Source organism: Acinetobacter sp. ANC 4558, from assembly GCF_002135375.1.
In the GTDB taxonomy this organism is placed as follows: Bacteria; Pseudomonadota; Gammaproteobacteria; order Pseudomonadales; family Moraxellaceae; genus Acinetobacter.
In genome coordinates this window covers 40,478-66,094 of the sequence record NZ_NEGH01000012.1, presented here as the reverse complement: position 1 = coordinate 66,094, position 25,617 = coordinate 40,478, and the positions used below count along the sequence as shown (strand labels likewise).

21 protein-coding genes and 1 tRNA gene are annotated in these 25,617 nt (G+C 34.6%); 8 read left to right on the top strand and 14 right to left on the bottom strand.

The features are described from left to right. The first annotated feature begins 98 nt into the window (after positions 1-98). Entirely contained in the window at positions 99-317 is a 219-nt protein-coding gene (locus tag B9T31_RS14105) for a hypothetical protein (RefSeq protein ID WP_086182584.1), read from the top strand. A 22-nt stretch (positions 318-339) separates the two neighbouring features. After that, on the top strand, positions 340-1,185 hold the full coding sequence (locus B9T31_RS14100) for a lysophospholipid acyltransferase family protein (RefSeq protein WP_086182583.1): 846 nt from the start codon (positions 340-342) through the stop codon (positions 1,183-1,185). A gap of 181 nt (positions 1,186-1,366) precedes the next feature. On the opposite strand, the gene B9T31_RS14095 is transcribed toward B9T31_RS14100, so the two are convergent. The 5 genes from B9T31_RS14095 to B9T31_RS14075 form a co-directional block, all read right to left on the bottom strand. Continuing rightward, positions 1,367-2,155, bottom strand: coding sequence for a glycosyltransferase family 25 protein (locus tag B9T31_RS14095; RefSeq protein ID WP_086182582.1), 789 nt, complete (start codon positions 2,153-2,155; stop codon positions 1,367-1,369). 378 nt (positions 2,156-2,533) lie between these two features. Next, positions 2,534-3,448 (bottom strand): glycosyltransferase family 32 protein, encoded by a 915-nt coding sequence (locus B9T31_RS14090; protein WP_086182581.1) that lies wholly within the window; start codon positions 3,446-3,448, stop codon positions 2,534-2,536. A 33-nt stretch (positions 3,449-3,481) separates the two neighbouring features. Beyond that, entirely contained in the window at positions 3,482-4,252 is a 771-nt protein-coding gene (locus tag B9T31_RS14085) for a glycosyltransferase family 25 protein (protein WP_086182580.1), read from the bottom strand. Then, positions 4,249-5,244: a Stealth CR1 domain-containing protein gene (locus B9T31_RS14080; RefSeq protein WP_086182579.1), complete on the bottom strand. Its 996-nt coding sequence runs from the start codon at positions 5,242-5,244 to the stop codon at positions 4,249-4,251. Before B9T31_RS14080 ends, B9T31_RS14085 begins: the two co-directional genes overlap by 4 nt. Before the next feature lie 18 nt (positions 5,245-5,262). Continuing rightward, positions 5,263-6,027 carry a glycosyltransferase gene (locus B9T31_RS14075; protein WP_086182578.1) on the bottom strand — a complete coding sequence of 255 codons (765 nt, stop codon included), beginning with the start codon at positions 6,025-6,027 and terminating at the stop codon, positions 5,263-5,265. Positions 6,028-6,228: 201 nt separating this feature from the next. On the opposite strand from B9T31_RS14075, the gene B9T31_RS14070 reads away from it, so the two are divergent. Next, a complete protein-coding gene (locus tag B9T31_RS14070) occupies positions 6,229-7,137 on the top strand; it encodes a PIG-L family deacetylase (protein ID WP_171264767.1) in 909 nt (302 codons plus the stop codon). Between the two features lie 76 nt (positions 7,138-7,213). Here the strand turns inward: B9T31_RS14070 and B9T31_RS14065 are convergent, their stop codons facing one another. The 4 genes from B9T31_RS14065 to B9T31_RS14050 all read right to left on the bottom strand — a co-directional run bounded on the left by B9T31_RS14065 (position 7,214) and on the right by B9T31_RS14050 (position 12,978). Further along, on the bottom strand, positions 7,214-8,140 hold the full coding sequence (locus B9T31_RS14065) for a branched-chain amino acid transaminase (RefSeq protein WP_086182576.1): 927 nt from the start codon (positions 8,138-8,140) through the stop codon (positions 7,214-7,216). 18 nt (positions 8,141-8,158) lie between these two features. Beyond that, a complete protein-coding gene (gene glnE, locus B9T31_RS14060; RefSeq protein ID WP_086182575.1) occupies positions 8,159-10,918 on the bottom strand; it encodes a bifunctional [glutamate--ammonia ligase]-adenylyl-L-tyrosine phosphorylase/[glutamate--ammonia-ligase] adenylyltransferase in 2,760 nt (919 codons plus the stop codon). Positions 10,919-11,004: 86 nt separating this feature from the next. Next, positions 11,005-12,240: a sensor histidine kinase gene (locus tag B9T31_RS14055; RefSeq protein WP_086182574.1), complete on the bottom strand. Its 1,236-nt coding sequence runs from the start codon at positions 12,238-12,240 to the stop codon at positions 11,005-11,007. A gap of 651 nt (positions 12,241-12,891) precedes the next feature. Then, positions 12,892-12,978 (bottom strand) — tRNA-Leu (locus tag B9T31_RS14050). Between the two features lie 176 nt (positions 12,979-13,154). Between B9T31_RS14050 and queA the strand changes: the two genes are divergently transcribed. The 5 genes from queA to secF all read left to right on the top strand — a co-directional run bounded on the left by queA (position 13,155) and on the right by secF (position 18,897). Next, a complete protein-coding gene (gene queA / locus B9T31_RS14045; protein WP_086182573.1) occupies positions 13,155-14,195 on the top strand; it encodes a tRNA preQ1(34) S-adenosylmethionine ribosyltransferase-isomerase QueA in 1,041 nt (346 codons plus the stop codon). A gap of 209 nt (positions 14,196-14,404) precedes the next feature. Beyond that, positions 14,405-15,535 (top strand): tRNA guanosine(34) transglycosylase Tgt, encoded by a 1,131-nt coding sequence (gene tgt, locus B9T31_RS14040; RefSeq protein WP_086182572.1) that lies wholly within the window; start codon positions 14,405-14,407, stop codon positions 15,533-15,535. A 100-nt stretch (positions 15,536-15,635) separates the two neighbouring features. Next, positions 15,636-15,965: a preprotein translocase subunit YajC gene (yajC, locus tag B9T31_RS14035; protein ID WP_086182571.1), complete on the top strand. Its 330-nt coding sequence runs from the start codon at positions 15,636-15,638 to the stop codon at positions 15,963-15,965. 53 nt (positions 15,966-16,018) lie between these two features. Further along, entirely contained in the window at positions 16,019-17,917 is a 1,899-nt protein-coding gene (secD, locus tag B9T31_RS14030; RefSeq protein WP_086182570.1) for a protein translocase subunit SecD, read from the top strand. Positions 17,918-17,925: 8 nt separating this feature from the next. Further along, the gene (secF, locus tag B9T31_RS14025; RefSeq protein ID WP_171264766.1) at positions 17,926-18,897 is read left to right on the top strand and encodes a protein translocase subunit SecF; all 972 of its coding nucleotides are present in this window, start codon (positions 17,926-17,928) and stop codon (positions 18,895-18,897) included. A 44-nt stretch (positions 18,898-18,941) separates the two neighbouring features. On the opposite strand, the gene B9T31_RS14020 is transcribed toward secF, so the two are convergent. The 5 genes from B9T31_RS14020 to cysM all read right to left on the bottom strand — a co-directional run bounded on the left by B9T31_RS14020 (position 18,942) and on the right by cysM (position 25,556). Then, positions 18,942-19,598: a 4'-phosphopantetheinyl transferase family protein gene (locus tag B9T31_RS14020; protein ID WP_086182568.1), complete on the bottom strand. Its 657-nt coding sequence runs from the start codon at positions 19,596-19,598 to the stop codon at positions 18,942-18,944. A 468-nt stretch (positions 19,599-20,066) separates the two neighbouring features. Then, on the bottom strand, positions 20,067-22,370 hold the full coding sequence (locus tag B9T31_RS14015) for a RelA/SpoT family protein (RefSeq protein WP_086182567.1): 2,304 nt from the start codon (positions 22,368-22,370) through the stop codon (positions 20,067-20,069). 30 nt (positions 22,371-22,400) lie between these two features. After that, complete coding sequence (rlmD, locus tag B9T31_RS14010) at positions 22,401-23,792, bottom strand: 23S rRNA (uracil(1939)-C(5))-methyltransferase RlmD (RefSeq protein ID WP_086182566.1); 1,392 nt, start codon at positions 23,790-23,792, stop codon at positions 22,401-22,403. A gap of 14 nt (positions 23,793-23,806) precedes the next feature. Next, positions 23,807-24,619, bottom strand: coding sequence for a 3'-5' exonuclease (locus tag B9T31_RS14005; protein ID WP_086182565.1), 813 nt, complete (start codon positions 24,617-24,619; stop codon positions 23,807-23,809). Positions 24,620-24,629: 10 nt separating this feature from the next. Continuing rightward, positions 24,630-25,556 carry a cysteine synthase CysM gene (gene cysM, locus B9T31_RS14000; protein ID WP_086182564.1) on the bottom strand — a complete coding sequence of 309 codons (927 nt, stop codon included), beginning with the start codon at positions 25,554-25,556 and terminating at the stop codon, positions 24,630-24,632. Positions 25,557-25,617 lie beyond the last annotated feature (61 nt).

Below are 25,617 nucleotides of genomic sequence, written 5' to 3'. Positions count from 1 at the left end.
AAAGCCTTGCATTTTGCAGGGCTTTTTATTCGATTGTACATCCCACTGAGCAATGGCATAATAACAACTATATTTTTTACTTTGCTGTGAGTGTTCTTATGGCCATGCGTCCTGAAGTACGTCGTCGTGCAATCCTTTTAATTGTATTTGCTATCGTTCAATGGGGGTTCATGCGTTATATTTTAGATAACCAGCTATTTAATTTGACTACATATGATCGTATAGTGATCTTCTGTGTGAGTAGTCTTGCAGGCGCCTTTATGATTTTTGTCGGGCTGATCTATATGGTTTTAAAAGGGAACCCACATAGAGAATAATTTTATTATTCGATTAAATTTTATGTATTATTTTCTAAAATTATTCTCAAAGCTTCCTTTAATTTTCATTCAATCTTCCGCAAAAGCTGTTGGAAGATTCTTATATACCAGTAATTCATCTGCTAAAAAAACCACATCTGAAAATTTAAAAATCGCTTATCCAATACTGAGCAATGAAGAACATGAGCACCTGCTCAAATTAAATTTACAACATCAATGTATGACCTATGCTGAATCTATTAAGGTTTGGGGTTCATCTATCGATTTTTCACTTCAGCAAATTAAACATGTACATCAGTCTAAGCTTTTCTTTAATGCACTAAAAAATCCAAATGGAACACTTGCCATTGTTCCACATTTTGGGAATTGGGAAATTATGAATGCTTGGGTCAATCAATATACAAATCCTGTCATTATGTATAAGCCAAGCAAAAATAAAGGCTTAGATAAATTCATGCTCGAATCAAGAAATCGTTTAAATGCGACGCTTGTTCCAACAGATGATACTGGGGTGAGAGCTTTATTTAGACATCTGAAATCTGGTGGATTTTCTGCGATTTTACCCGATCATGTTCCTAAGGAATCTGGTGGAATTTATGCCCCATTCTATGGAAAAAATGTACTTTCCCCAACCTTATTATCAAAACTAGCAGCAAAAACACAATGCTCTGTCATTGGAATGTATTGTCTTCGTAATCAAGATTTAGATGGTTTTGATCTTCATTTTTATCAAGTATCAAATGAAATATTATCAAAAGACTTAATAACATCTGTGACTGCTTTAAATCATGATTTAGAAATAATGATTAATTTTTCCCCCGAACAATATTTATGGGGATATAAACGTTTTAGAAAAATGAAAGCATAAATTTTTTTAAATAAATAATGCTATAACCTACTCTTTTAATCCATTTAATTTTATGAAATTAGATTCAAACAATATCTTTAATTAAACCAATTTCATTATAATCCGAATTAAAAGATCTTAAAATCAAGAAACTTTATTTTCATCAGCATAAACCTCATACATTATTTCAAATAATCTTATATTATCTAAATGTCACATTTTTCTTATAATATATATTCCTAATAACTTTTTTAATTTGATTCAATATACGAAATATTTCTCTTTTCATTTTCTGAATAAATGTAATTTTTTGAGTCGTTGTATTAAATCTTATTCTTCTTTCATCTTCTAAAGAGCTCGAAAATTTATCATGTGAGCCATTTAATATAGAATCTTGAATACAAATAGCTGGCAATATTTGTACAACTTCAATTTCTTTATTTACAATTAATTCTTCAAAAAGATAATGGTCAAGTGGTTCAAAATTATCTCTTGTTCTGATATCTTCAAAAAGTTTTTTAAGAATTCGCTGTGATAAAATATATCCTGCTCCACCAATATGTTTAGAAACTAAAGGGTATATTATTCTATTGTCTAATGTTTCTCTTGCTTTTCTTTTTTCAACTTCAATTGTTGGATAAAATGCTTCTAACTTAATAATATCACAGTCCTTAGGTATCCAATCTGGATGATTTAAAAATAAATCTGAATTTTGACCTAAATAGATATCATCTTCAAAAATTGCAATATAATCCAAATTATTATCTAAAGCATGTTTCCATAACATAATATGACTTAAGAAGCAGGAAATTTCACCTGCAGTTAAAGCAGAATTACTTATGTTAATGCCTAGCTTATTCGCACATTCAGTATTATCTGGAGGAGTAATAGCATCAAAAAATGTAAAAGAAACATTTTTTTGATTAAATTCACTTTTTATATGCTCACGTCTAGTAACTTCAGAACTCAAGCTAATAACATAGTTATTCATGTAACGTTTATACCACTACTACTTACCAAGCATTTTTATAATAATAACATAGAGTTTTGTTATAAACTATTACCTCTCAATCAAAACAAATGACTTCAATTCAATATTATTAATCGAACCTTTAAGATTAATGTAGTTTTATGCTATATGGACTTAATAATTACTCCCCCAATAAATTAATAAAAATTATACAAAAAAATAAACATGTACTACAAAAACATATTAATCTTATCTATGATATTCATTTATATATAGAAAATCTCAACATTTATCTATTAGCATTCAATATTAAAAAGTTACTTTCAAAATTGATATAATCTATTATTAATGAATAATATTTATAAAAAAGAAGCAATAGAATAAATGTTTATTCGCACTTTAAAAATCTAAAAAAGAACCTTGTAAATACTTCCGTTGATTGTAGTATTTATACAAATAATTACGTTCTTTTCTTGCAAGCTTAATAAGATAAGGTTCTGACACAGGTCTAAAATTTACCGCTAAATCAATGAGTATCTTCTCTTTCACCCAACGATCTTTAACCTGATACATTAATGCATTTTCATCACAGTCTAATACAACCAAATTAGGTTGATCTTCTCTCATGACTTTTTGACAAGCGACATAAGCAAATAAATACTCAATATTTCCAATGTGTTGAAATAATTCTTGTGCATTTTTTTCATTGTTTTTAAGGTCTTGAATATAATTTTTTGCACCCATTTGATTTGCTTTTAATAATTCATCTAACCATTGTTTTATAAAAATATTTCCTTTTACAGATGCTAATAGCCAATTTTCAATGACTGGATATTCCAAAACAGTTGTATTATTTTTTCTATAATAGGAGAATAGCTCAGCCTGATATTCATGCATTAATGCCTCAATCCAATTTAAATCTCGGTTAAGTATTGTACTGGCATCTAACCAAATTCCCCCAAATTTATAAAGTAAATTCAATCGAACTAAATCTGTTTTATGCTGTAAAGCAATTCCTTGAATATTACAATATTGGGTATCACAGAATTGTTCTAAATTTTCAGCATTTAAAACCGTGACTTTAAAAGCAGGATTTTTATCTTTAATGACTTGAATACAACGTGAAACAAGTTCAGGGATTTCACCATCCCAATAAAGCCATATATTTTTAGGTAATTCGATATGTGAAATCTCGCGTGGTCGAAAACTAATTAACCCTGCTCGATTATCCGCTTCAATATTTTTATCTCTTTTTTGAGTTGCAAACATATAATGATATTGAAGTGAATAATATATTTTTTTAAAAATTTTCATTATGTATCATCTCAATATAAAAGATATAAAAGTCTATTTACCGCGAACTAAGTTTGTAAATGCATACATTCGATCACGCCACATACGCGTTTGCTTTTTTAATCCATAACTCAATTGTCGACCTGATTTATCATTCCGACGAATACTATGTGTTGCATCGGCACCATCAATATCACTATCTGAACCATTTGGCTTAACCAATGGAAGCCAAACAGATAAACCTTTCCCATTTTTTGAAAGCCATGTTTGTGCTAGATTATCGATAGGCATATACATTTCATGTGCAGCATGATTTAAAAATTCTTGTGCGCCTTTTTTTGTCCAAATCGTCCCAATGAATCGAATTGGATAATAATAAGCTTTAACTAAATCTCTCCCCGCAAAACTAAATACAGTTTTGGAAAGTTTATTTTTTTTAGCCCCTAAATTCATTGCATACCAGTCAATTTCAGGATGCTCATACAACCAATTTAACATGGCATCAATGGTAACTTTAAATTGATCATCAATAATTTGTATATCATCTTCTAGCACAATTAAATAATCTGCCTGAGTCGCTAAAAATTTTTCAAGACACCCTAAATGACTTTTATAACAACCAAGTTCAGAACTAATTAAACTACGCCCCATTACCTCAACAGACTTTTCGTCATTATATTCTTTAAATTCTGATAAAGCTTTACCACGGCCATCAAATGCAGGAAAACGCTCAAATGAAAAGCCTTGCACAGCCAATTGCTTGCTTGCAGTTTCTAATCGCTCATGACTTCCATCAAGATTAATCAGATATGCTTCAACTTTCATTTTATTGCTCCATTTTGAATGACTTGCGGTAGATAATTCTTAAATTTATTTGTCATCGCTTGATGAATATTATTTTGTTGAGCTTCACTCATCATATCTAAACTTTGAATACAGCCATATTGAATCGAACTGTCTTGTAATTTCTGAATAAAGGCGTCTACATCATCATTTGGTTTAACATAGGCAATTGGAATATCTGATTTTAATATGGCTTTGTTTTGCTGAATGGCTAAATGATTTGCCAGTGCTGTCGGTAAAAACTGGTCGATATGTCTAAACTTATGCGCTAATTGCGCATCTAAAATATTCGCATTTTTCTGAAAATATGTTTGTAACAAATCAGTTTTTACAAAATGTGGACGATGATCCAACGCATAATATTGATTAAGTCCAAGCATTTCAGCACTTAACATTTGTGCAATGCTAAATCGTGGCTGTAATTTTTTATTATTAAGACGATTTAGCCACTTACGAAATTTGTATTTGGCTTTAATCAATGCCGTTTTCTTCCAATGTCCATATACAACAACCTGATCATTTTCAAAGCAACCTGTTGGGTTTACAGGTGCATTAAAAAATACATCGTCATTTAAATATATAAATTCAGAAGATAACTTAGGAATATTCCATAACATGGCTTCAATCGTTAAGGAATTAAATGTAGGTAAATAGTGCTCATAATTTTTAAATAAAATTTGATGATCAATAACTTGAATTTTATCTTCAGTACAAATTTTTTCTTCAGCAAATCGTGCTAAAAATTCTGGCTGTTGCTGATCTGTCACAATATAAATTGTACCAGCATCGGGCATATATTTAAGTACCGATGCAATTGCAAAATATATTTCATTATTACTTGCAAAACGTGTCGTACTAGATGCATCAGAGGCAATGACTTCTGTTAAGTAAGCTTGACGTTTTTTTTGTAACTCTACATCACCACCATCAACCCAAGTGATGACAATATCTATTGCTTGCTTAGAATAATTCATTGTTGATTTTCTCTAGCCTTATTGCCAAGCATCTTTAATCCAATCTGAAGGTAATACATAACGATACCACTTACCACCACCACCATGAATTGCATCAGGTGGATTAATTTCGCCATGGAAAATAATAATTTTGACATCTTTAGGCTTTACTGGTGGTTTTATAAATGCCAAAGGAATTTTTTGTAAACAATGATATTTATAACTTTTACACCAACTATCAGGCCAATATTGTAATTTTTTCTCTTGATCGACATACCAAGACAAATACGCTTGTTCATTACGAAACTTTTCACGTATCTCATCAAAATGTTCACGAAAATATGGCATAAGTCCTGGAAAAGCACCTAGCTTAAACCGATAAACTGAACTATTTCCAGTAATACGCCAAGGTCGCTTCCAATCATGAATAACTAAAAATTCACCGGGATGGGTAAAGAATCCATCGATATTATCTACAATAACAACATCTAGATCTAAAAATAATGCATTTCCTTTTAGGCCGTATAAATCTGGCTCAAAAGTAGAAAGTTTATTCCAACCACGCTCTGGACTTCCTTCAGGTAATGCTAAGGGCGGAATTGGAAAACATTGCACTTCAGGATTAATTCCTTCAGTACGATCGGTCAAACACACCATTTTAAATGCTACGGTTGTATGACGTTTCACCATATTATAGAGTCGATTCACATACTCAGCACCGTATTTCGTCCCCCATTTCATACATAGGACAATATTTTGCGATTCAGTATCAACTGAATCTGGCTGAATACTTTCATGGCTCATAACGCTTCGACCCTTTGTTTTATTATTCTATAATACACAATAACCTAGTCTTCGTCATGCTCTACCCAATAAACCCACATGACTTACAGGGAAATAATTACTTCATTGACTCCTTATCAAATCTCATGTTTATTTTTCTTTAAGATCAGGCATAATTTCAACATGCGATTTTCATGGCTTATGCCTTATTTGGATCTTTCAATGAAAAATTTTTTACTTTGCTTATTTCGTTATATTTTCACTTTAGGCTATCGAATATCTTCACCATCAAAAACAAATAATCAGCAATCCCCTGAACCTCAATCATTAAAAAGCCCTCATAATTCTTTTTTTATTGTCGCACATCCAGATGATATTGAGCTTTTTATGGGACGTGAAGCACGTCATCAAATTTTAGAACAGCCTGAAAATAAAAAAATATTTATAGTCCTTTCTGCAGGAGATGCAAATCGGAAAAATAGAAAAAAAATATTTCGTGAAATTACTTGGTGGAAAGCACGTGAACAGGCACATACTTTAGCAATTTCTTATTGGAATAAGAATCGCAATCTCGCTCATGAAAGTGAAATCACGGTAAACCATCGAAAAATGACCAAAATTACTTTAGGAGCTTCAATTATCCTTTATAATTTTCGTTTAACAGATGCTGACAAAACAACTTCTCTAAATGACTTAATCCATCAGAATAGCCAAGAAATTTATGACTTAGCACATCATCAAGCCTATCGTAAGCAAGACATCCAAACTTCTTTATTAGAGCTGATTGAATATGAAAATATAGGTGCTCAAAGTGCAGCTTTTTATATTATGGATGAAAGTTATGATCGCAACCCTGGCGATCACAAAGACCATAAAGCAACATCTGAAATATTTAAAGAAATTTATACTCAAATTTCTGTTCAAGATAAATCATTACATGGTTATTTAACCTATTTCATTCAAGAAAAAGTCATCAATTTAGAAGGCGAAGACAAACATGTTAGTTTTGAAACTTGGCGAATTATTGCGGATGAATTAGAACGTAATGGTTATAAACGCAATGATGACCCCCACCATATGCAATGGGTAGGTAAAGAGTACAAAAGCTATGAGATCAAAACACTTGATTAAAAATATTGAAGAATCATTCTAAAACTTACAATAAAAAAGCATTGCTCTTGGCAATGCTTTTTTATTCTCAAATCACTTATTTTACATAAGTTAACCAATGTGCATATTTAGGATCTTTGCCTTGTACGGCATCAAAATATGCTTTTTGAATTTGTGTCGTAATTGGACCACGACAACCTTCACCAATTTGACGATCATCATACTCACGAATTGGCGTAACTTCAGCAGCAGTACCCGTAAAGAATGCTTCATCTGCAATATAAAACTCATCACGGGTAATACGGCGCTCAATAACTTCATATCCTAAGTCTTTTGCAATCGTAATAACGGTTTGACGTGTAATTCCATCCAGCGCGCCACCAGCAACATCTGGAGTATGAATCACACCGTCACGTACTAAGAATACGTTTTCACCTGAACCTTGGCATACATAACCTTGTGGATCCAATAACATTGCTTCATCATAACCTGAATGTGCAACTTCCTGATGTGCAAGGATAGATAAGGTATAGTTACCTGATGCTTTTGCTTTACACATGGTCACGTTCGGGTGATGGTGTGTAAATGATGAAGTTTTAACGCGAATACCCTTTGCCATTGCTTCTTCGCCAAGGTAAGCACCCCAACTCCATGCTGCAACCACAGCATGAATCGTATTATCTGTTGCAGCAATACCAAGCTTTTCTGAACCAATAAAAATAATTGGACGTAAATAACAAGATGCTAATTTATTTTCACGAACAACATCAATTTGTGCTTGTTCTAATACGGCTTGATCAAATGGAACTTTCATTTGATAAATTTTTGCAGAATTTAATAAACGTTTTGTATGTTCTTTTAAACGAAAAATCGCAGTTCCATTCGGAGTTTCGTAAGCACGGACGCCCTCAAACACACCCATACTATAGTGTAAAGTATGTGTTAATACGTGAGTTTTTGCCTCACGCCAATCAACTAATTGCCCATCTTGCCAAATAAAACCATCACGATCAGCCAAATTCATGGCGCACACTCCAAATTTTTATACACAGTCATTTTTATCCAAAGCAAATTCTGCATTTGGATCTATTAATCTTTGCCACAACTTACAAACGACCACTCGGGTATCATGCCAGTCCGAAGCACTCACTTGCATGGATTGATTTGCAAGGGCTAAACGGTGGCTCTCGGCGCGTTCTGTAAGATAAGCTTGAATCAATGCTGTCGCATCGCTGCTGGATAAGCAATTCGCTTTTGCGGCATCCTCAAGGATTCTTACGTTGTCGGAGTAATGGGCGAGATCTGAATTCGACCCACTCCATGCCAATACCATATACTGTGCCATAAATTCGATATCAACGATACCACCTGCATCCTGTTTTAAATGAAATATTCCTTCTTTTTTCTGTTCTTTCGACGAACCGAGATGGTCTTTCATTTTTTGACGCATTTTTAATACTTCTTCTTTCACTAAAGCTTCTTGGCGTGGCATCGTTAAAATTTTACATCGAAGAGCTTCAAATTTTTCACACAAACTTTTTTGCCCAGCAATAGTTCTAGCACGTACCAATGCTTGATGCTCCCACATCCATGCACTTTTTAATTGATATTGTTCAAAGGCTTTTAGACTGGTTACCAATAAACCCGCTTCACCTGATGGCCGTAACCGTGTATCAACTTCATATACACGACCATCTAAAGTTTGTGTCGTCATTAATGAGATGAATTTTTGTGCCACACGCATCGCAAACTCAAAGCCACTAATTTGTTTTTGACCATTGGTATCTGCTTGTTCATCCATATAATGAATAAATACTAAATCTAAATCTGAACCATACCCAAGCTCTATCCCACCGACTTTTCCATATCCAATCACAGCAAATGCTAAATGATCAAGAGAACATTGTTGTCCCTCCATATCTAATGGATAACCATGTTTTTTTGCTGTAATTTGATACGCTAAATTCAACGTTGCCTGCACAGATACTTCAGCAATATCAGTCAATGCATCCGATACTTTCATTAACGAACTTTCCGCCAACACATCACTGGCAGCCACTGTCAACACATTAGATTTTTTGAATAAGCGAAGTACGCGCAATTGATCTTCAACTTGATCAATTTCAATACGTAGCAATTGTTGTCGTAAAGAGTCCTCAAGATCTTGACGTTTAGGTAGCTCAAAATCCATAGATAAAAATTCATCTAATAAAACAGGATAATGTGTTAGTTCTTCACAAATCCACGGACTAACCGTTGCCATTTTGACCAGACGCTGCAATGCACCTTTACTTTCAATTAACATCACTAAATAAACCGTACGACGCATGACTGATTCAACTAAAGGCATCAAACGCATTAAGGCAATTTGTGGTTTATTTGATTGTAAAATTGCTTCAATTAAATGTGGCCAAAACATTTTTAATCGTTGTACAGCTTTTGCTGGTAATTTTTTTAAAGCATGTCCATGCCAAAATTCATGAATAAGATTCTTGGCATTATCATCTAAAACTTCATCCAATTTTTTTTCCAATTGGGTAAAACTGTCGACCAAAGGATCAATATCTTTTTCTTTAATTAAGTGTTCAAACTGATAGGTTACTTTCTTACGTTTTTCATTTAATACACTTAAAAACTCATCCCACGAACCATATCCTAACGTATCGACCATGCGTTGTCGCAAATCTGGTTCTGTAGGTAAAGACTGTGTTTGCTGATCATTCAATGCTTGGATTGCATGTTCAACACGTCTTAAGAATAAATATGCATCTTCTAATTCAATGACTGCCGCTTGATCTAATAACTCAGCCTCACCTAAATGATGTAGACTGACTAAACACTTACGATCTTGTAATTCTAATTTTGCTCCACCATAAATCAATTGAAATACTTGAACAATAAATTCAACTTCACGAATTCCACCCGAACCCAATTTGATATCATCTTCAATATTGCGACGTAGAACCTCTCGTTCAATCATGGTTTTCATTTCACGCATTGCTTCAAAAGCGGTGTAATCCACATATTTTCGAAACACAAAAGGTCGAGTCATGTGTAATAATTCTTGCCCTTCTTTTCCACCTGTAACAGCACGTGCTTTAATCCATGCATAACGTTCCCATTCACGACCATGCTGACTTAAATATTTTTCTAATGCAACATGGCTAATCGCAAGCGCTGATCCATCTCCCCAAGGACGCAAGCGCATATCAACTCGAAATACGAAACCATCAGATGTGATATGATCAAGCAAGTAAATCAGTTTTTGCCCCCAAAGAATACAAAACTGTTGTACATCAATACACTTTCTACCGTTGGTTTCTCCTTGCTCATCAAATGCAAAAATTAAATCAATATCACTTGATAAGTTTAATTCTTGAGCACCATGCTTTCCCATTGCAATCACAATTAAATCTTGAGCTTTTCCAGCATAACTCAGTGGTTCACCGTACTTTGTAATTAACGGTGTTAAAGCAAAGTTCTTAGCAGCAATCACTGCTAAATCTGCAAAATCTGATAATTCTTGTGTTAATTGAATGACATTGGTCAATTGATTAGCATCTTGCCAAATCCACCGAAACATCAAACGTGCTCTTAAAATTCGGATGATTTGCATCCACTCTGCTTCATTTTGAATATTGCACAGTTCATACTCAATAATGTTACTTAGTGATTTTTTATTTAATGTATTTGAAAATTGGTCTTTTGCATAATCTTCTTCTAATAGAGATTTATGTTTTTCTAATATCTGTTCTGCATACTGACTAGCAACTAATGTTTTATGCAACTGATCTAAATTCATTTCTAAGCCTAAAGCATCATATTTCCATTATCAATATAGTTATAACAGCTCATGTTATTTTTTGGAAAAAATTAAATCTCAAAATTTCATTTTAACTTTGTCACTACTTTTTCTTTAGGCAAGCTGACTTTAAATGTCGTTCCTTTCCCTTCTTCTGAGGTCACTGAAATTGTCCCTTTATTTAGGTCAATAAAACGTTTACATAAAACTAAACCTAATCCAGCACCTTTTTCACCGCGAGTACCTCGAATACTTACAGTTAAATTTGGCTCAAATAAAGCTGAAATTTGCGCTTCGGAAATTCCCATTCCCGTATCGTGTAAATAAAAATAAACTTGATCTTCTGTTTGTTCCGCTTGAAGTGTTACCACACCAGAACCATCTGTCGGGGTAAATTTCAGTGCATTAGACACTAAGTTTTGAATCACAGATGTAATCATATTAATGTCTGCATATACTTTTGTATTGACCTTAATTTGATTAATGAGCTTAATATTTTTATTGATTGCTAAACCACCCAAGACTTCAGTTACAATCTGTCCCGACTGAAAAATATCAAAATTAATTGGATGACAAATAAACCGTCCACCTTCTGCCATTGCCCAATTTAATAAGCTTTCTAATAAATTATAAGTAGACTGTGCCGTATCAAATAAATAATGGCTAATTTCATCAATGTTTTCTTCAGTCAGTAAATTTCGCTCTCTAGCCAGAACTTCAGAAAATCCCAATAAGCCATGAAATGGCGCTCTTAAATCGTGTGCAATAACTTGAAAAAACTTGGTTTTGCTAAAATTAAGTGCAGACTCTTGTTCGTATGCTTCTTTTAATTCTGCATTTTCTATACGTAAGTTTAAGATTGATAATAAATTCTGAATCAACTCATGCACAATACAAAGATAATTTCGCTGGTAATCGATATTTTGTTCATCAAAAAATACCACATACCCTATCGTTTTATTTTGATAAATAAGGCTGATCGCAACATAACGATTATGTTTAATCCCCATTGCGTTTAAAATATTTGAGGTTGCATTATAATTAGGATGATCAATATCAATATAAAATTGATCAGAAAAATGACTTTGAAATCGTTGATATGTTTTTCTAGCAAAAGCACTACAAACATTTTGTGAAAAATGCCAACCATAAGGCTCTTCTTCAAATACAAAAATGCCTTTATCAATTTTTAAAAGATTACATGCCATTTTTAAAAAATGAGCAATTTGATTATTCTGCGTATATACACCCAATAATAATGAAAGCTGACAAGCTCTCAATTTTTCTGTTTCTGGGCCGATGGTCAGTAGTTCTAACTTCATAACTCCCTCGTTATTTTATTTCAGTACATATCGGCAGTTCTCATTCTATATTTATCTCAATTTTTAACAAAAAGATACACTATTCTAAATATTTTATAGCCAATAATAAAAAATCTATTTAATTTTTCTTAACACTAGTTTTAAAAAATTAAACTCAACTAACGAAATAATAATTAAAAAAAAAAATATAGACAATATAAATCACACTATTTACTATTATTACACTACTGTTTATTAAGAATAATTTTACAATTTCAATAAAAAGTTATTATAAAAAAATTTGATATATTTGTTATATTATTTTAATTTTCACTAAAATATTCATCCTAAAAGTGAAACTACTATTTTAATTATAATGATATTTAAAAAATAGATATTATTTATGTCATCTTAAAATAAAAATTTGAACATATTTTTTTATTGATACAGGTATTCTAATAAAATTATCTTAATTTATTTTAAATACATCTCATTTAAAAAGTTGATTAACTTCAGAACCATTTCATTATTTTTATAATCAGTATGCGACATAATTAAATTACGTTTAATTGCGTAATTTTTTTATTCCTTGAAACTAAATATATAAAATAAAAAACCCTGAAGTCTTATATAAAGCTTCAGGGTTTTCTAAGAATATTCTATTCAATATTTTGGTCCCGAGGGTCGGACTCGAACCGACACGTCATCTCTGACAGCGGATTTTGAGTCCGCCGCGTCTACCAATTTCACCACCTCGGGAAGGTGTTGTGGCGTATAATAAACTGTTTAAAATTCTTGTCAATATGCGTTTTTCATATTTGACTATTTTTAAATCATTCATTTATTTTTTCTAGAAAAAAACAAAAATAACGCATCCTTTCAAAAAAGCATATACTAGCTAGAATTTTAAATCTTTATCATTTAATTGTTTAATCATGCAGCTTTCCGATTTTAATTTTGATCTTCCCGATGAGCTTATCGCCCGTTATCCACTTGAAACCCGTAGTGCTTCTAAACTTTTATACGTAGATGCCCAAGGGCAGTATCATGACTATCATTTTAGCCAAATTGTAGATTTACTCTCTCCTGGAGATCTGCTTGTCCTCAACGATACCAAAGTGATGAAAGCCCGTTTAAAAGGAAAAAGAGCGACGGGCGGCGCCGTTGAAGTTTTAGTGGAACGCCTGCAAGACAAATTTATTGCACATTGTCATATTAAGGCCAGCAATTCACCAAAAGCTGGTGCAGAACTCTTCATTGGTCAAGATGAAGTTAAAGTCACTGTTCAAGGACGCCATGAAAATTTATTTATTGTGGAGTTTTCACAACCCATTTTAGATGTTCTCGATCAGTACGGGAAATTACCTATTCCACCTTATTTTAATCGTGAAGCAGAAGATATCGATACTGAGCGCTATCAAACTGTATTTAATGACCCAAGTAAATTAGCCAGTGTTGCAGCACCAACAGCCAGCCTTCACTTTGATGATGCTTTATTGCAAAAATTAGAAGAAAAAGGAATTCAAAAAACGTTTGTCACCTTACATGTTGGTGCTGGCACATTCCTTCCTGTTCGTACAGATGACATTAAAAATCATATAATGCACAGCGAATGGTGTGATGTTCCTGAGCATTCCGTTGAACTCATTCAACAAACCAAAGCTCGTGGAAATAAAGTCATTGCTGTAGGCACTACTGCAACTCGTGCAGTTGAGAGTGCTGCACAGGCCCATCAAAGTGAACTCGGTGCATGGACAGGAGATACACAGATTTTTATCTATCCTGGCTATAAGTTTAAAGTAGTTGATCGTTTAATTACCAATTTTCACTTACCAGAATCTACATTATTAATGCTTGTTTCTGCATTATCAACACAAAACCATATTTTAGATGCCTATCATCACGCTGTTGCAGAAAAATATCGCTTCTTTAGTTATGGTGATGCGATGCTCATTGATCAAGCTACGTCACAATAAGCCAATTTAGAACACTATCTTATTTTTTAAATAGTGTTCTTTTCCTTAATACATCTTAATAGTTTAAAAATAAAACAATTTTTCTTTCTAAATATTTACCAAATTCAATACGTTTAATACTGGTGTTTAACGGCATAATCTAGGAAAATAACGCTCTTTTAGCATTAACAATCAGCGAACTGTTTTTTCGCCTTGATTTCGGATTTTTTATGAAGTTTGAAAAATTAGCTCAGTCGGGTCGAGCTCGACGTGGCCGCTTAACCCTTGAACACGGTGTCGTTGAAACACCTGTATTTATGCCTGTTGGAACCTATGGCACCGTAAAAGGCATGCTTCCAAGAGATATTGAAGAAATTAAAGCACAAATTATTTTAGGCAATACGTTTCACCTGTATTTACGTCCTGGCTTAGAAGTCATTAAAGAACACGGTGGTCTACATGAGTTTATGAAATGGAATAAACCCATTTTAACAGATTCAGGTGGCTTCCAAGTTTTTAGTTTAGGGGCAATGCGTAAAATTAAAGAAGAAGGTGTCACATTTCGTTCACCAATTGATGGTTCAAAAGTATTTTTATCTCCTGAAATTTCAATGGAAATTCAAAAAGTTTTGAACTCTGACATTGTCATGATTTTTGATGAATGTACACCATATCCTGCGACACATGAAGAAGCTCAAAAATCATTACAGCTTTCTCTGCGTTGGGCAAAACGCTGTAAACAACATCATCATGAAGAATTAAAAAACACCAATGCTTTGTTTGGTATTATTCAAGGCGGAATGTATGAAGATTTACGTGATGAATCATTAAATGGTTTATTGGAAATCGGTTTCGATGGTTATGCCATTGGTGGTTTATCGGTTGGGGAACCTAAAGAGGAAATGATCAAGGTTCTCGACTATCTTCCTCACAAAATGCCTACAGATAAACCGCGCTACTTAATGGGCGTAGGTAAGCCTGAAGATATTGTGGAAGGTATTCGACGTGGTGTAGATATGTTTGACTGCGTCATGCCATCTCGAAACGCGCGTAATGGTCATTACTTTGTGACTGATGGTCTTGTGCGCATACGAAACAGCAAATATCGCCATGATCAAAGTCCATTAGATCCACATTGCGATTGTTATACTTGTAAAAACTTTACCCGTGCTTATTTATTTCACTTAGAAAAATGTGGAGAAATGCTCGGCTCTATGTTAGGTACTATACATAACCTTCGTTATTATCAACGTTTTACACAAGATATTCGTGATGCATTAGATCATGGAACTTTTGATGCATTTGTAGAGGATTTTTATACCCGTCGTGGTTTAGAAGTTCCTCCGTGTCCACAAGAATAGTCGTTCAGCATTTGCGCTGAGCTTAAAGACCATGTAAATTGCTAGTCAGTCAATTTACATCTCATATAGAGTTAATTCATTTTTAATTTAGGAAGATCGAATGAGCCTTTTTATTGCTACTGCTCATGCTGCTGGTGAATCAGCATCACAACCTGGCCTCATGGCTAACGTCTTGATGATTGCAGTATTCGTTGCAATTTTTTATTTTTTAATTTGGCGTCCTCAATCAAAACGTGCAAAAGAACACCGCTCATTGATTGAAAGTCTTGGTGTAGGCAGCGAAGTTGTATTTGCTGGTGGTTTAATGGGGAAAATCACAAAACTTGAAGGTGATTTTGCAGTTGTTGAGTTAAGTCGTGGTGTAGAAGTGAAAGTACAACGTGCAAGCGTTGTTTCAGTTCTTCCCGAAGGCACTCTCAATAGTCTTTAATCAAAAATAGTCGTGCATTACGCACGACTAATTTCATTTTAAGAAGAAAATAAATGCGTTACCCAGCATGGAAATATCTACTTATCATCGTTGTACTCGTGATAAGTACTTTATATGCCCTGCCAAGTTTGTATCCAGATGAACCTGCTGTTCAAATTTCCGGTGCCAAAGCTGGTACTCAAATTGATCAAAGCATCTTACAAAAAGCAGAGCAAATTTTAAAAAGCGATAACATTGCAAGTCACGACAACACCTTCACCAATAATGCTGCGCTTTTACGTCTCAATAGCTCTGAAGCACAATTAAAAGCGAAAGAAGCGTTACGTCGTGGTTTAGGTGACAACTATGTTGTTGCACTTAACCTTGCACCAACAACCCCTGAATGGCTTCAAAAAATTGGTGCCAAACCAATGAAGCTCGGTCTAGATTTACGCGGTGGTGTACACTTCTTACTCGAAGTGGATATGGATAAAGCGATTGCACAACGTATGGAGACATCTTCTACAGATCTGCGTCGTCAATTCCGTGATAATAAAATTAAATTTAATAGTTTATCTTTAAATAACAATACGATTAATATTCAGTTTGCGAATACTTCAGACCGTGAAGCTGCGATGGATTTCTTGCGTGGCAATGGTAATGAGTATACCCAACAAGCTGTTGCAACAGCAGAAGGTCCAACATTACGCCTCGCTTACACACCTGCTCGTAAACAAGAAATTGAATCCTATGCTGTTAATCAGAACTTAACCACTTTACGTAACCGTATTAATGAATTAGGTGTTGCTGAAGCACTTGTGCAAACTCAAGGCAGTAATCGTATTGTCGTAGAATTGCCAGGGGTTCAAGATACTGCGGAAGCAAAACGTGTTTTAGGACGTACAGCAAACTTAGAATTCCGTCTAGTTTCTGATTTAAATGATCAAACAATTAACCCATATACAGGGCAAATCCAAGGAACGCTTCCTCCAGGCACTGAAGCATTTGCTTATGAATCATTGGACAGTGGTCGCCAGTTATTATTAAATCGTAATCGTATATTAACAGGTGAACGTGTTCAGAATGCCTCGAGTGGGTTTAGCCAAGATACTGGCGGTGCTGAAGTTAATATTACTTTAGACTCTGCTGGCGGCAAACTCATGGCAGATGCCACTCGAAATGCTGTAGGTAAACGCATGGCGGTATTGTTTATTGAAAATAAACAAAAAATTAGCTATGTGCAAGATCCAACTACAGGTGTTCAAACTGAAGTTCGTACGCCTTATACAGAATCTTTAATTATTAATGCTGCAACTGTTCAAGCGGTCTTAGGTTCTCAATTCCGTATTACAGGTTTAAGCTCTCCACAAGAAGCTGCTGAACTTGCACTTATGCTCCGTGCAGGTGCTTTAGCTGCACCAATGTATTTTGTTGAAGAACGCGTTATTGGACCAAGCCTAGGGCAAGAAAACATTGATAAAGGTGTATTATCTACTCAAATTGGTTTCTTATTAGTCGCAATTTGGATGGTAGTATTCTTCCGTTTATTTGGCTTCATTGCTAACTTTGCTCTCGTCTTTAACTTAGCCATGATTTTGACCGTAATGTCTTGGATTGGTGCATCCTTAACCCTTCCAGGGATTGCAGGTATTGTTATTACCATTGGTATGGCTGTCGATGCAAACGTCCTTATTTGTGAGCGGATACGAGAAGAAATGAAATGGGGAGCATCGCCTAAACAAGCAATTGTTGCAGGTTATGATCGTGCTTATAACACCATTTTCGACTCTAACATTACCACTTTCTTAGTGGCATTTATCTTATTCGCTATTGGTACAGGCCCAATTAAAGGCTTTGCTGTAACGTTAATGATTGGTATCGTTTGCTCAATGTTTACTGCAATTACAGTAACTCGTGCAATTGTACAAATCATTTATGGTAAACGTCGTAACTTGAAAAAGTTGAGCATTTAAGGAGATCTATGATGACTGAAAATACTCAACTCGATTCAAAAAAATATGGTCGTCCTGAAGAAGAGCGCATCATTCCATTTATGAAGATTGCTTTGCCTGCCGCATTGCTTTCTATCTTAATCACCATTGCCAGCATCTTCTTTATTGCGACTAAAGGGCTCAACTTAGGTTTAGACTTTACTGGCGGTATTTCAGCGGAATTAAACTATAAAAAACCAGTTCAATCTGCTGAAGTAATTCAGGCACTCACCAAAGCAGGCTTTCATGACCCTGTTGTACAAACACTAGGGTCGAATCAAGATCTGATGGTTCGTATGCCAGTGCAGGAAGGAATGGAAGTTGAAAACCTGACTCAGATCATTACCACAGCCGTGCAATTACCGAATAATACGGTAGATGTAAATAAAGTGGATATGGTCGGTGGGCAAGTTGGTAATGAACTCTATCTTCGATCAGCAGGTGCTGTTGCTTTAGCACTTATTCTAATGCTGGTTTATGTAACCATTCGCTTCGAATTTAAATTAGCAATGGGCGCAGTTTTATCTCTTTTCCACGATATCATTGTAACACTTGGTGTATTTGCAATGATGCAATGGCCATTTGACTTAACTGTTTTAGCTGCACTGCTTGCAATTATTGGTTTTTCACTCAATGATAATATTGTTGTATCTGACCGTATTCGTGAAAACTTCCGTAAAATTCGCGGAGCAACGCCATTAGAAATTATCAATATTGCATTAACTGAAACCTTACAACGTACCATTCACACTTCGATGACATTATTACTTGTGGTACTTGCAATGATGTTCTTGGGTGGTGATGGTTTAAAATGGTTCTCGGTTGCAATGTGTATTGGTGTATTTGTTGGAACATATTCATCAATTTATATTGGTACTGCTTTCGCCCTATGGCGTGGGCTCAATCGTCAAGATTTTATTGTACAAGTAAAACCTGAATTTGATGAAGAAGAAGTACATTAACCTTTAATTTTAAATGATTAAAGCCCATCTTAATGATGGGCTTTTTAATGCATCACAAGGTCTATTTGGGGGAAATATCCATCTTCATTCATTGCTCCTAATCGCCATGATACAGTTAATACCATACCTTCTAAATAAAAATTCTGATAACACCACCCACCAATCACAGGATGATAACAATAGCCCGTATTTTTTTCAAAATGTGCCTGTGTATCAAAATCTTTTAAATTAATACGAATACCTAAACCTGCTGCTTTCAGCACGGCCTCTTTCGTCGTCCAGACTTTAAACCAATATTCTTTAGAATAATTTGATTCTTTCCAAATACTTAATTCATTGAAATGAAATGCATGATTTGCCAATGCTTCATAACGGACAATTCGCGTTAAGTCTTCAACATCTATCCCAATTTCGTTATAACAATGACTAAAGCCAAGCGCATAGTTTTGCTGACTATGTGAATGATTAAATGAAAAATTGGAGTTATTTGCTAAGTACGGTTTTCCATATGCTGTTTTGATGATATCTGTATCAATTATCTTTTTATTCAGCGTCTCGCTTAAAAGTTGATTACGTAATTGGTAAATTTTATCTTTTTTATAAATATTGAAACTACGGATATCTGCAAATTCAGTTTTATTTTTGAATAAAATTTGGGTTAAAGCACATGTGTGAACTGTAATTAATTTCTGCTTTTTCATTTACCCGACTCTTATTTACACTGGTTATTACACAATTTATTGTACATTTAAAATAAATTCGTTTAACCAATATATCGCTTAATTAGTCATAGTTTTAAAAAATCATATCAAGAATATTTTTCTAAAAATACTCCTTTTCATCACTTAAATAGTGAAATTCTTATCTCATGGAGATCGGTTAACTTTAAATATTCCTCCCCTAATTCAAATTAGTCTACCAAATAAAATAGTTCAAGCGAGCTATTTTACTTTTCACATACTAGCTAAAGAAGCTATCAGTTTTACATGCATAAACATTGTAGAACGATACTTGAATTGTTATTAAATAATGATCTAAATTCATTCTAACGGCAGTATTTATATTTATAAAAAATATTTTTAAATCAAAAACTTAAAAACGATTAATCCATAAAAATCAAATATAAAAAAAACAGTGCAATCAAACACTGTTTTTTTCTGAAAAGAAAATTAGTTTCCTTGTACCAATCTTCTTGCACTAATAATACCTGGTTGTTGCTCTAATCGAGCAAGTAATTTAGATAGCTGTGCTAAACCCTTTACCTCAATGAGCAATTTCATATTCGCAATACCATCTGCTTCTGAAATGGTATTCACTTGACGAATATTAATTTGATCGGAAAATATGACTTGGGTTAAATCCTTCAATAAACCACGACGATCATAAGCTTCAACAACAATTTGCACACTTTGACCGCGAGTTGGCTGCATTTCCCAATCTGCTTCCACAGCACGTTCTGGCTCTTGAGAAATCATACGCACATAATCGGGGCAAATGACTTTATGAATACTTACCCCTCGATTCAACGTGATATATCCAGCAATCGATTCACCATGAACGGGTTGACAACATTGAGCAACATGCAGTTCCACATTATCTAAACCATCAATTAGAATCCCATGCGCAGAAAGTGTATGACTTGCACGAGGATTTAACGTTGGTTTTAGCACCAGTTCAGGTTCATCCTGATCTAAATGCATATGACGATTAACTTGATTAATTAATGAATGAAGGCTGATATCTCCACTCACCAAACCAATTAATACATCATCACCGTGTTTAACATTAAAATGATTACAATAATCATTTAAATCGATACTTTTTGGATGAAGTGCTAAGCGAGAAAGTTCTTTATTTAAAATTTCACGACCAACTTCTAAGTTTTTACTTCGATCTTGCTGTCTAAACCAATGGCGTAATTTATCGCGTGCTCGAGCTGTTTTAATATAGCCCAAAGAATTCACTAACCAATCACGGTTAGGTTCACGATCTTTCTTAGTTAAAATCTCAACTTGTTCGCCTGTTTTTAATGTATATGTCAAAGGAACATAACGCTGATTTACACGTGAAGCATAACATTTGTTACCAACTTCCGTATGAACATGATAGGCAAAATCTAAGACAGTAGAACCACGCGGTAATTCTTTAATATCTCCGTCACGGCTAAATACATAAATTTTTTCAAAATCTTCAAACTCTTGAAGTTGCTCAAAATCTTCAATATTTTCATCTTTGTGCGCACTCGCATCATTTCTTTCCTGATAATGCTCAAGTACGGATCTTAAAGAATGTAAGCGATGGTTAAAAGATCGATCTGTTATCTTTGAACCTTCTTTATAATTAAAGTGTGAACAAACCCCAAGCTCTGCTTCTTCATGCATATCTTTTGTACGAATCTGTACTTCTAAAGATTTATTTTCCGCAATGACGGCAGTATGTAATGAACGATAACCATTGGCTTTAGGATTGGTAATATAATCATCAAATTGATGTGGAATATGACGCCAAATTTGATGAACAATACCCAATGAATGATAACATTCTGGAACCCCTTTAACCAAAACTCTGACCGCACGAATATCGTAGAGCTGATCAAAACTTAAATTTTTGCTCTTCATCTTCCGATAAATCGAATAAATATGTTTTACTCGACCATTAATTTCAGCTTCAATACCATGATCAGCAAGCTCTTTCTTAAGCTTATCAATCACGAATTGAATATATTGTTCACGCTCTAAGCGTTTTTCATTAAGTAAAGATGCAATTTCTTTATAACGATCTGGTGCTAAATAGCGAAAAGCGAGATCTTCAAGCTCCCATTTAAGCTGAGCAATACCTAAGCGATGTGCTAAAGGTGCATAAATCGTTAAAATCTCTCGTGCAACACGCTCTTGACGTTCTTTTGAGGAGTATGCCAATTCTCGTAGTGCAAAAGTACGTTCAGCCAATTTAATAAGAACAACTCGAACATCTTCAGTGACTGAAATTAGCATTTTATAAATGCCAGTCAAATGTTCTCGTTGATCATTATTAAAGTGATCTTCTAAACGTTTATTTTTTTCAATGAGATCTGAAAGCTTCCCCATTGCCAACGTACCTTTAACAAGACCATAGACCATCTCGCCAAAAAGTACTTTTACGCTGTCTAAAGGAATAATTCCTTCACGTACCCCTCTATACAGTAAAGATGCCGATAACGTATCTTCATCGACATGCAGATGTGTCAGAATATCTGCCATCTCAATGCCTGTATATAGCGTATTAGATTTATGGCTAACGGTGCTTTCTAGTTCTTTTTGTAAGGTATAATTTGCAACTTCTTCAAGTCTCTTTAGTGCAGCCCCATCTAATCGATCACGAACTCTATTCAGCCATTTTGCAATGTCTTGTCGTGCTTGCTCGGCATGTTCTACAGTCGTTTCGTCAGACAACTCATTTAAGCGTCCTGGAAGCTGTTCACGTACTGTGACCATACCCATCTCCTATTGTTATATACATCATTATTATAAACCACTTAGGTTTTCTTTCACCTGTTCAAACAATGCAATTGATTCCACGTGAGCGGTATGTTTAAACATATCCATTATTCCCACCTTTTTCAATTGGTAACCTTGTTTAACCAATATTCCAGCATCTCTCGCTAAAGTCGCTGGATTACATGAAACATAAACTATTCTCTTCGCACCAAATTGAGGTAAATAAGCCATTACCTCCTCAGCACCTGAGCGTGGCGGATCAATCAAAAGCGCGTCAAAACCTAAATTTGCCCATGAATGATGTGAAAAATCTTGTGTTAAATCCTGTGAATAAAATTGAATATTATTCAAATTATTTAAATCAGCATTTTCCTTGCCACGCAGAACCATCTCTTCAGAACCCTCAACAGCAATGACCAAACCTGTTGAACCCACACATTGAGCTAAAGGTAATGAAAAATTTCCTAGACCACAAAACAAATCAAGAATACGTTCACCTTGTTTGATTTCAAGCAAATCACATGCCATTTTAACCATTTGTGGGTTAATTGTAGAGTTAACTTGTGTAAAATCGAAGGGATGGAAATTAAACTTTAGATCAAATGCTCCCAAAACATACTGTAAACGCATACTTTCATCTGCATCTATTCGCCTAAGACTTTCTGTACCTTCAGGTTGTAAATACAATTGCCATTGCTTATGTAATGCAAACTGTTCCAGCTGATTTATATCTTCAAGACATAAAGGTGCAGTTTGCCTAACAACCAAGGCACATTCATTGCCCCCCATGGCTAATTCTATATGACCGATGTGTGCTTTGCCTTTTAGACTTTGGAGTAATTGCTTTAACCGTGTTATTGAGCCAAACTTTTCATCTAAAATCATACATTGATCTATCGATGTTAAATAATTACTAGATTTTTCACGAAATCCAACCACAAGTTTATCTTGTCTTGGAATATAACGTACTCCAATTCTCGCTTTTCGACGATAATCTTCACGTGTTGAACGTAATGGTTCTAACCAAAATTCTGGAATAACATCTGCAAAATGTTCTAAATGTGACTTTAATACATTTTGTTTCAATCGAATTTGTTCATCTTCATGCAGATGCTGCATATTACAGCCGCCACAATGATCATAATGTATACACTGTGGTTTTACTCGAATTGCAGAATGTTCACTTAAAATTTCAAGACAATCTGCTTCTTCTAATTTTGAAACAACCTTGGTAATTCGTGCTTTTACTGTTTCACCCGGTAACGCACCATAAATAAATACTTTTTTACCATGCTTTTCAACTGGATGATCTGGATGCGTTCCATAGTGCGAGATACCACGTCCCTCGTGTGATAATGACTCAACGATAAAAATATAAGTTCCGTGTTGAGTTGTACGAGGCTTGGCTCTATGTTTCATGAATACCTAAGGTGTTAAAAATTAAAATCTGATGCTGTAAAAGCAGTGTTTTGGGCAGATTGAGACCATACATTCAAGAAGTCTGTATGTTGTGGCTGTGTTTTTAAATAGTTAATGGTATTTTGTATCCATAATCGATGGTCTTCATGACTTAATTGCCCTTTAAGCAACTGCCACCGAATATAAATCAACCATGTATTTAATACATCTCCTTCACAATAACTGGTTAATTTTAGCCATTGCTTGGTTCGAATATATGCTGGAATATGATAGCCCGTCTCACCTCTTTTTCCAGGAAATCCAAGCAAATGGGCGATATCATCTAATTTTTGAAAATGACGACCATTAAACATGGCCATTACATCCATCAAATCAATATGTCGTTGATGATACCTATTCTGATAATTATTATAACGTTTTTGCGTATCTATTTCACCCTGATCAAATAAACTTGGTGCGGCTAGTCCATGATACATGGTTCGAAATAAAATGACGGGTAAATCAAATTGCGCTCCATTCCAACTCACTAAAGTTGGATGTCGCTTATCAAAAATAGAAAGAAACTTTCTTAGAATTTCAGCTTCACTATCATTTTCTTGGCTAAATGAAAATAATGTCATTGCGCCAAGTTCATCAATCCATAAACCTGAAATACACACGATTTCATGTAAAGCAATACGCTGAAAATCTGTTCCTGCGTCTTGACGACGCAATTTCATCAATGCCTGTTCAAGATCTTCAGCAGGCAAATCCAACTGATGCAAATGCGCACCTGACTTCAAATCAGTGATGGTTTCTATATCAAATATTAAAATCGGTAAGCGCATAAAATAACTCTTATTTTTCTTCTGAATCTACCACAGAAAAGAGACCCGTTGAAAGGTAACGATCTCCGCGATCACAAATAATGCAGACAATGACAGCATCTGGGTTTTCTTCAGCAATTTTAACAGAAGCCCATACTGCACCACCCGATGACGTACCCGCACTAATGCCTTCTTGACGTGCTAAACGACGTGCTGTCTTTTCTGCTTCAATTTGTGGAATATCCATAATATTATCAACACGTTTAGCATCAAAAATAGTCGGAAGATACTCTTTAGGCCACCGACGAATACCTGCAATATTCGCCCCTTCAGAAGGTTGTAAACCAATAATTTGAATATTTGGATTCTTTTCTTTTAAATATTTAGAAATCCCCATAATGGTTCCAGTGGTTCCCATTGCACTAACAAAATGCGTTATTTTACCACCCGTTTGTTCCCAGATTTCAGGTCCAGTTGTAAGATAATGAGCCTCTACATTATCTGGATTACCAAACTGATTTAAAACAAAACCTCTACCATCTTTTTCCATTTGAAGTGCTAAATCACGTGCTTCTTCCATGTTTTCAGATTCGATCAGCTCTGCACCATAGGCACGCATTGCATCTTTACGCTCTTGGCTTGAGCCTGCAGGCATAATCAGCGTCATTTTATAACCACGCATTGCAGCAACCATAGCCAATGCAATTCCAGTATTACCACTCGTTGCTTCAACTAAAGTATCGCCTGGCTGAATTTGACCACGTTTTTCCGCCTGCATAATCATATTATATGCTGGTCGATCTTTTACAGAACCCGCTGGATTATTGCCTTCAAGTTTTGCCAATACCGTTGCTTGAGTGTGATTTGCAAGGCGCTGCAAACGCACTAGCGGGGTTTTTCCAACAAAATGGTCTAACAAAAATTCATCGGCATTAAAATCTAGGGGTGTGCTACTCATCATGTGTACCTATATCGAGGTGCACATATTGTATGAAAAAAACCTAATTTCTGCATCCTTT

Excerpts from the sequence above, each read along its gene's own strand:
- B9T31_RS14095 (WP_086182582.1), bottom strand. The coding sequence starts at position 2,155 with ATGAATAACTATGTTATTAGCTTGAGTTCTGAAGTTACTAGACGTGAG.
- B9T31_RS14075 (WP_086182578.1), bottom strand. The coding sequence starts at position 6,027 with ATGAGCCATGAAAGTATTCAGCCAGATTCAGTTGATACTGAATCGCAA.
- B9T31_RS14015 (WP_086182567.1), bottom strand. The coding sequence starts at position 22,370 with ATGGTCACAGTACGTGAACAGCTTCCAGGACGCTTAAATGAGTTGTCT.
- rlmD (WP_086182566.1), bottom strand. The coding sequence starts at position 23,792 with ATGAAACATAGAGCCAAGCCTCGTACAACTCAACACGGAACTTATATT.
- cysM (WP_086182564.1), bottom strand. The coding sequence starts at position 25,556 with ATGAGTAGCACACCCCTAGATTTTAATGCCGATGAATTTTTGTTAGAC.
- queA (WP_086182573.1), top strand. The coding sequence starts at position 13,155 with ATGCAGCTTTCCGATTTTAATTTTGATCTTCCCGATGAGCTTATCGCC.
- tgt (WP_086182572.1), top strand. The coding sequence starts at position 14,405 with ATGAAGTTTGAAAAATTAGCTCAGTCGGGTCGAGCTCGACGTGGCCGC.
- yajC (WP_086182571.1), top strand. The coding sequence starts at position 15,636 with ATGAGCCTTTTTATTGCTACTGCTCATGCTGCTGGTGAATCAGCATCA.
- B9T31_RS14070 (WP_171264767.1), top strand. The coding sequence starts at position 6,229 with ATGAAAAATTTTTTACTTTGCTTATTTCGTTATATTTTCACTTTAGGC.
- B9T31_RS14055 (WP_086182574.1), bottom strand. The coding sequence starts at position 12,240 with ATGAAGTTAGAACTACTGACCATCGGCCCAGAAACAGAAAAATTGAGA.
- secF (WP_171264766.1), top strand. The coding sequence starts at position 17,926 with ATGATGACTGAAAATACTCAACTCGATTCAAAAAAATATGGTCGTCCT.
- B9T31_RS14100 (WP_086182583.1), top strand. The coding sequence starts at position 340 with ATGTATTATTTTCTAAAATTATTCTCAAAGCTTCCTTTAATTTTCATT.
- B9T31_RS14085 (WP_086182580.1), bottom strand. The coding sequence starts at position 4,252 with ATGAAAGTTGAAGCATATCTGATTAATCTTGATGGAAGTCATGAGCGA.
- B9T31_RS14005 (WP_086182565.1), bottom strand. The coding sequence starts at position 24,619 with ATGCGCTTACCGATTTTAATATTTGATATAGAAACCATCACTGATTTG.
- B9T31_RS14020 (WP_086182568.1), bottom strand. The coding sequence starts at position 19,598 with ATGAAAAAGCAGAAATTAATTACAGTTCACACATGTGCTTTAACCCAA.
- B9T31_RS14105 (WP_086182584.1), top strand. The coding sequence starts at position 99 with ATGGCCATGCGTCCTGAAGTACGTCGTCGTGCAATCCTTTTAATTGTA.
- glnE (WP_086182575.1), bottom strand. The coding sequence starts at position 10,918 with ATGAATTTAGATCAGTTGCATAAAACATTAGTTGCTAGTCAGTATGCA.
- secD (WP_086182570.1), top strand. The coding sequence starts at position 16,019 with ATGCGTTACCCAGCATGGAAATATCTACTTATCATCGTTGTACTCGTG.
- B9T31_RS14065 (WP_086182576.1), bottom strand. The coding sequence starts at position 8,140 with ATGAATTTGGCTGATCGTGATGGTTTTATTTGGCAAGATGGGCAATTA.
- B9T31_RS14080 (WP_086182579.1), bottom strand. The coding sequence starts at position 5,244 with ATGAATTATTCTAAGCAAGCAATAGATATTGTCATCACTTGGGTTGAT.
- B9T31_RS14090 (WP_086182581.1), bottom strand. The coding sequence starts at position 3,448 with ATGAAAATTTTTAAAAAAATATATTATTCACTTCAATATCATTATATG.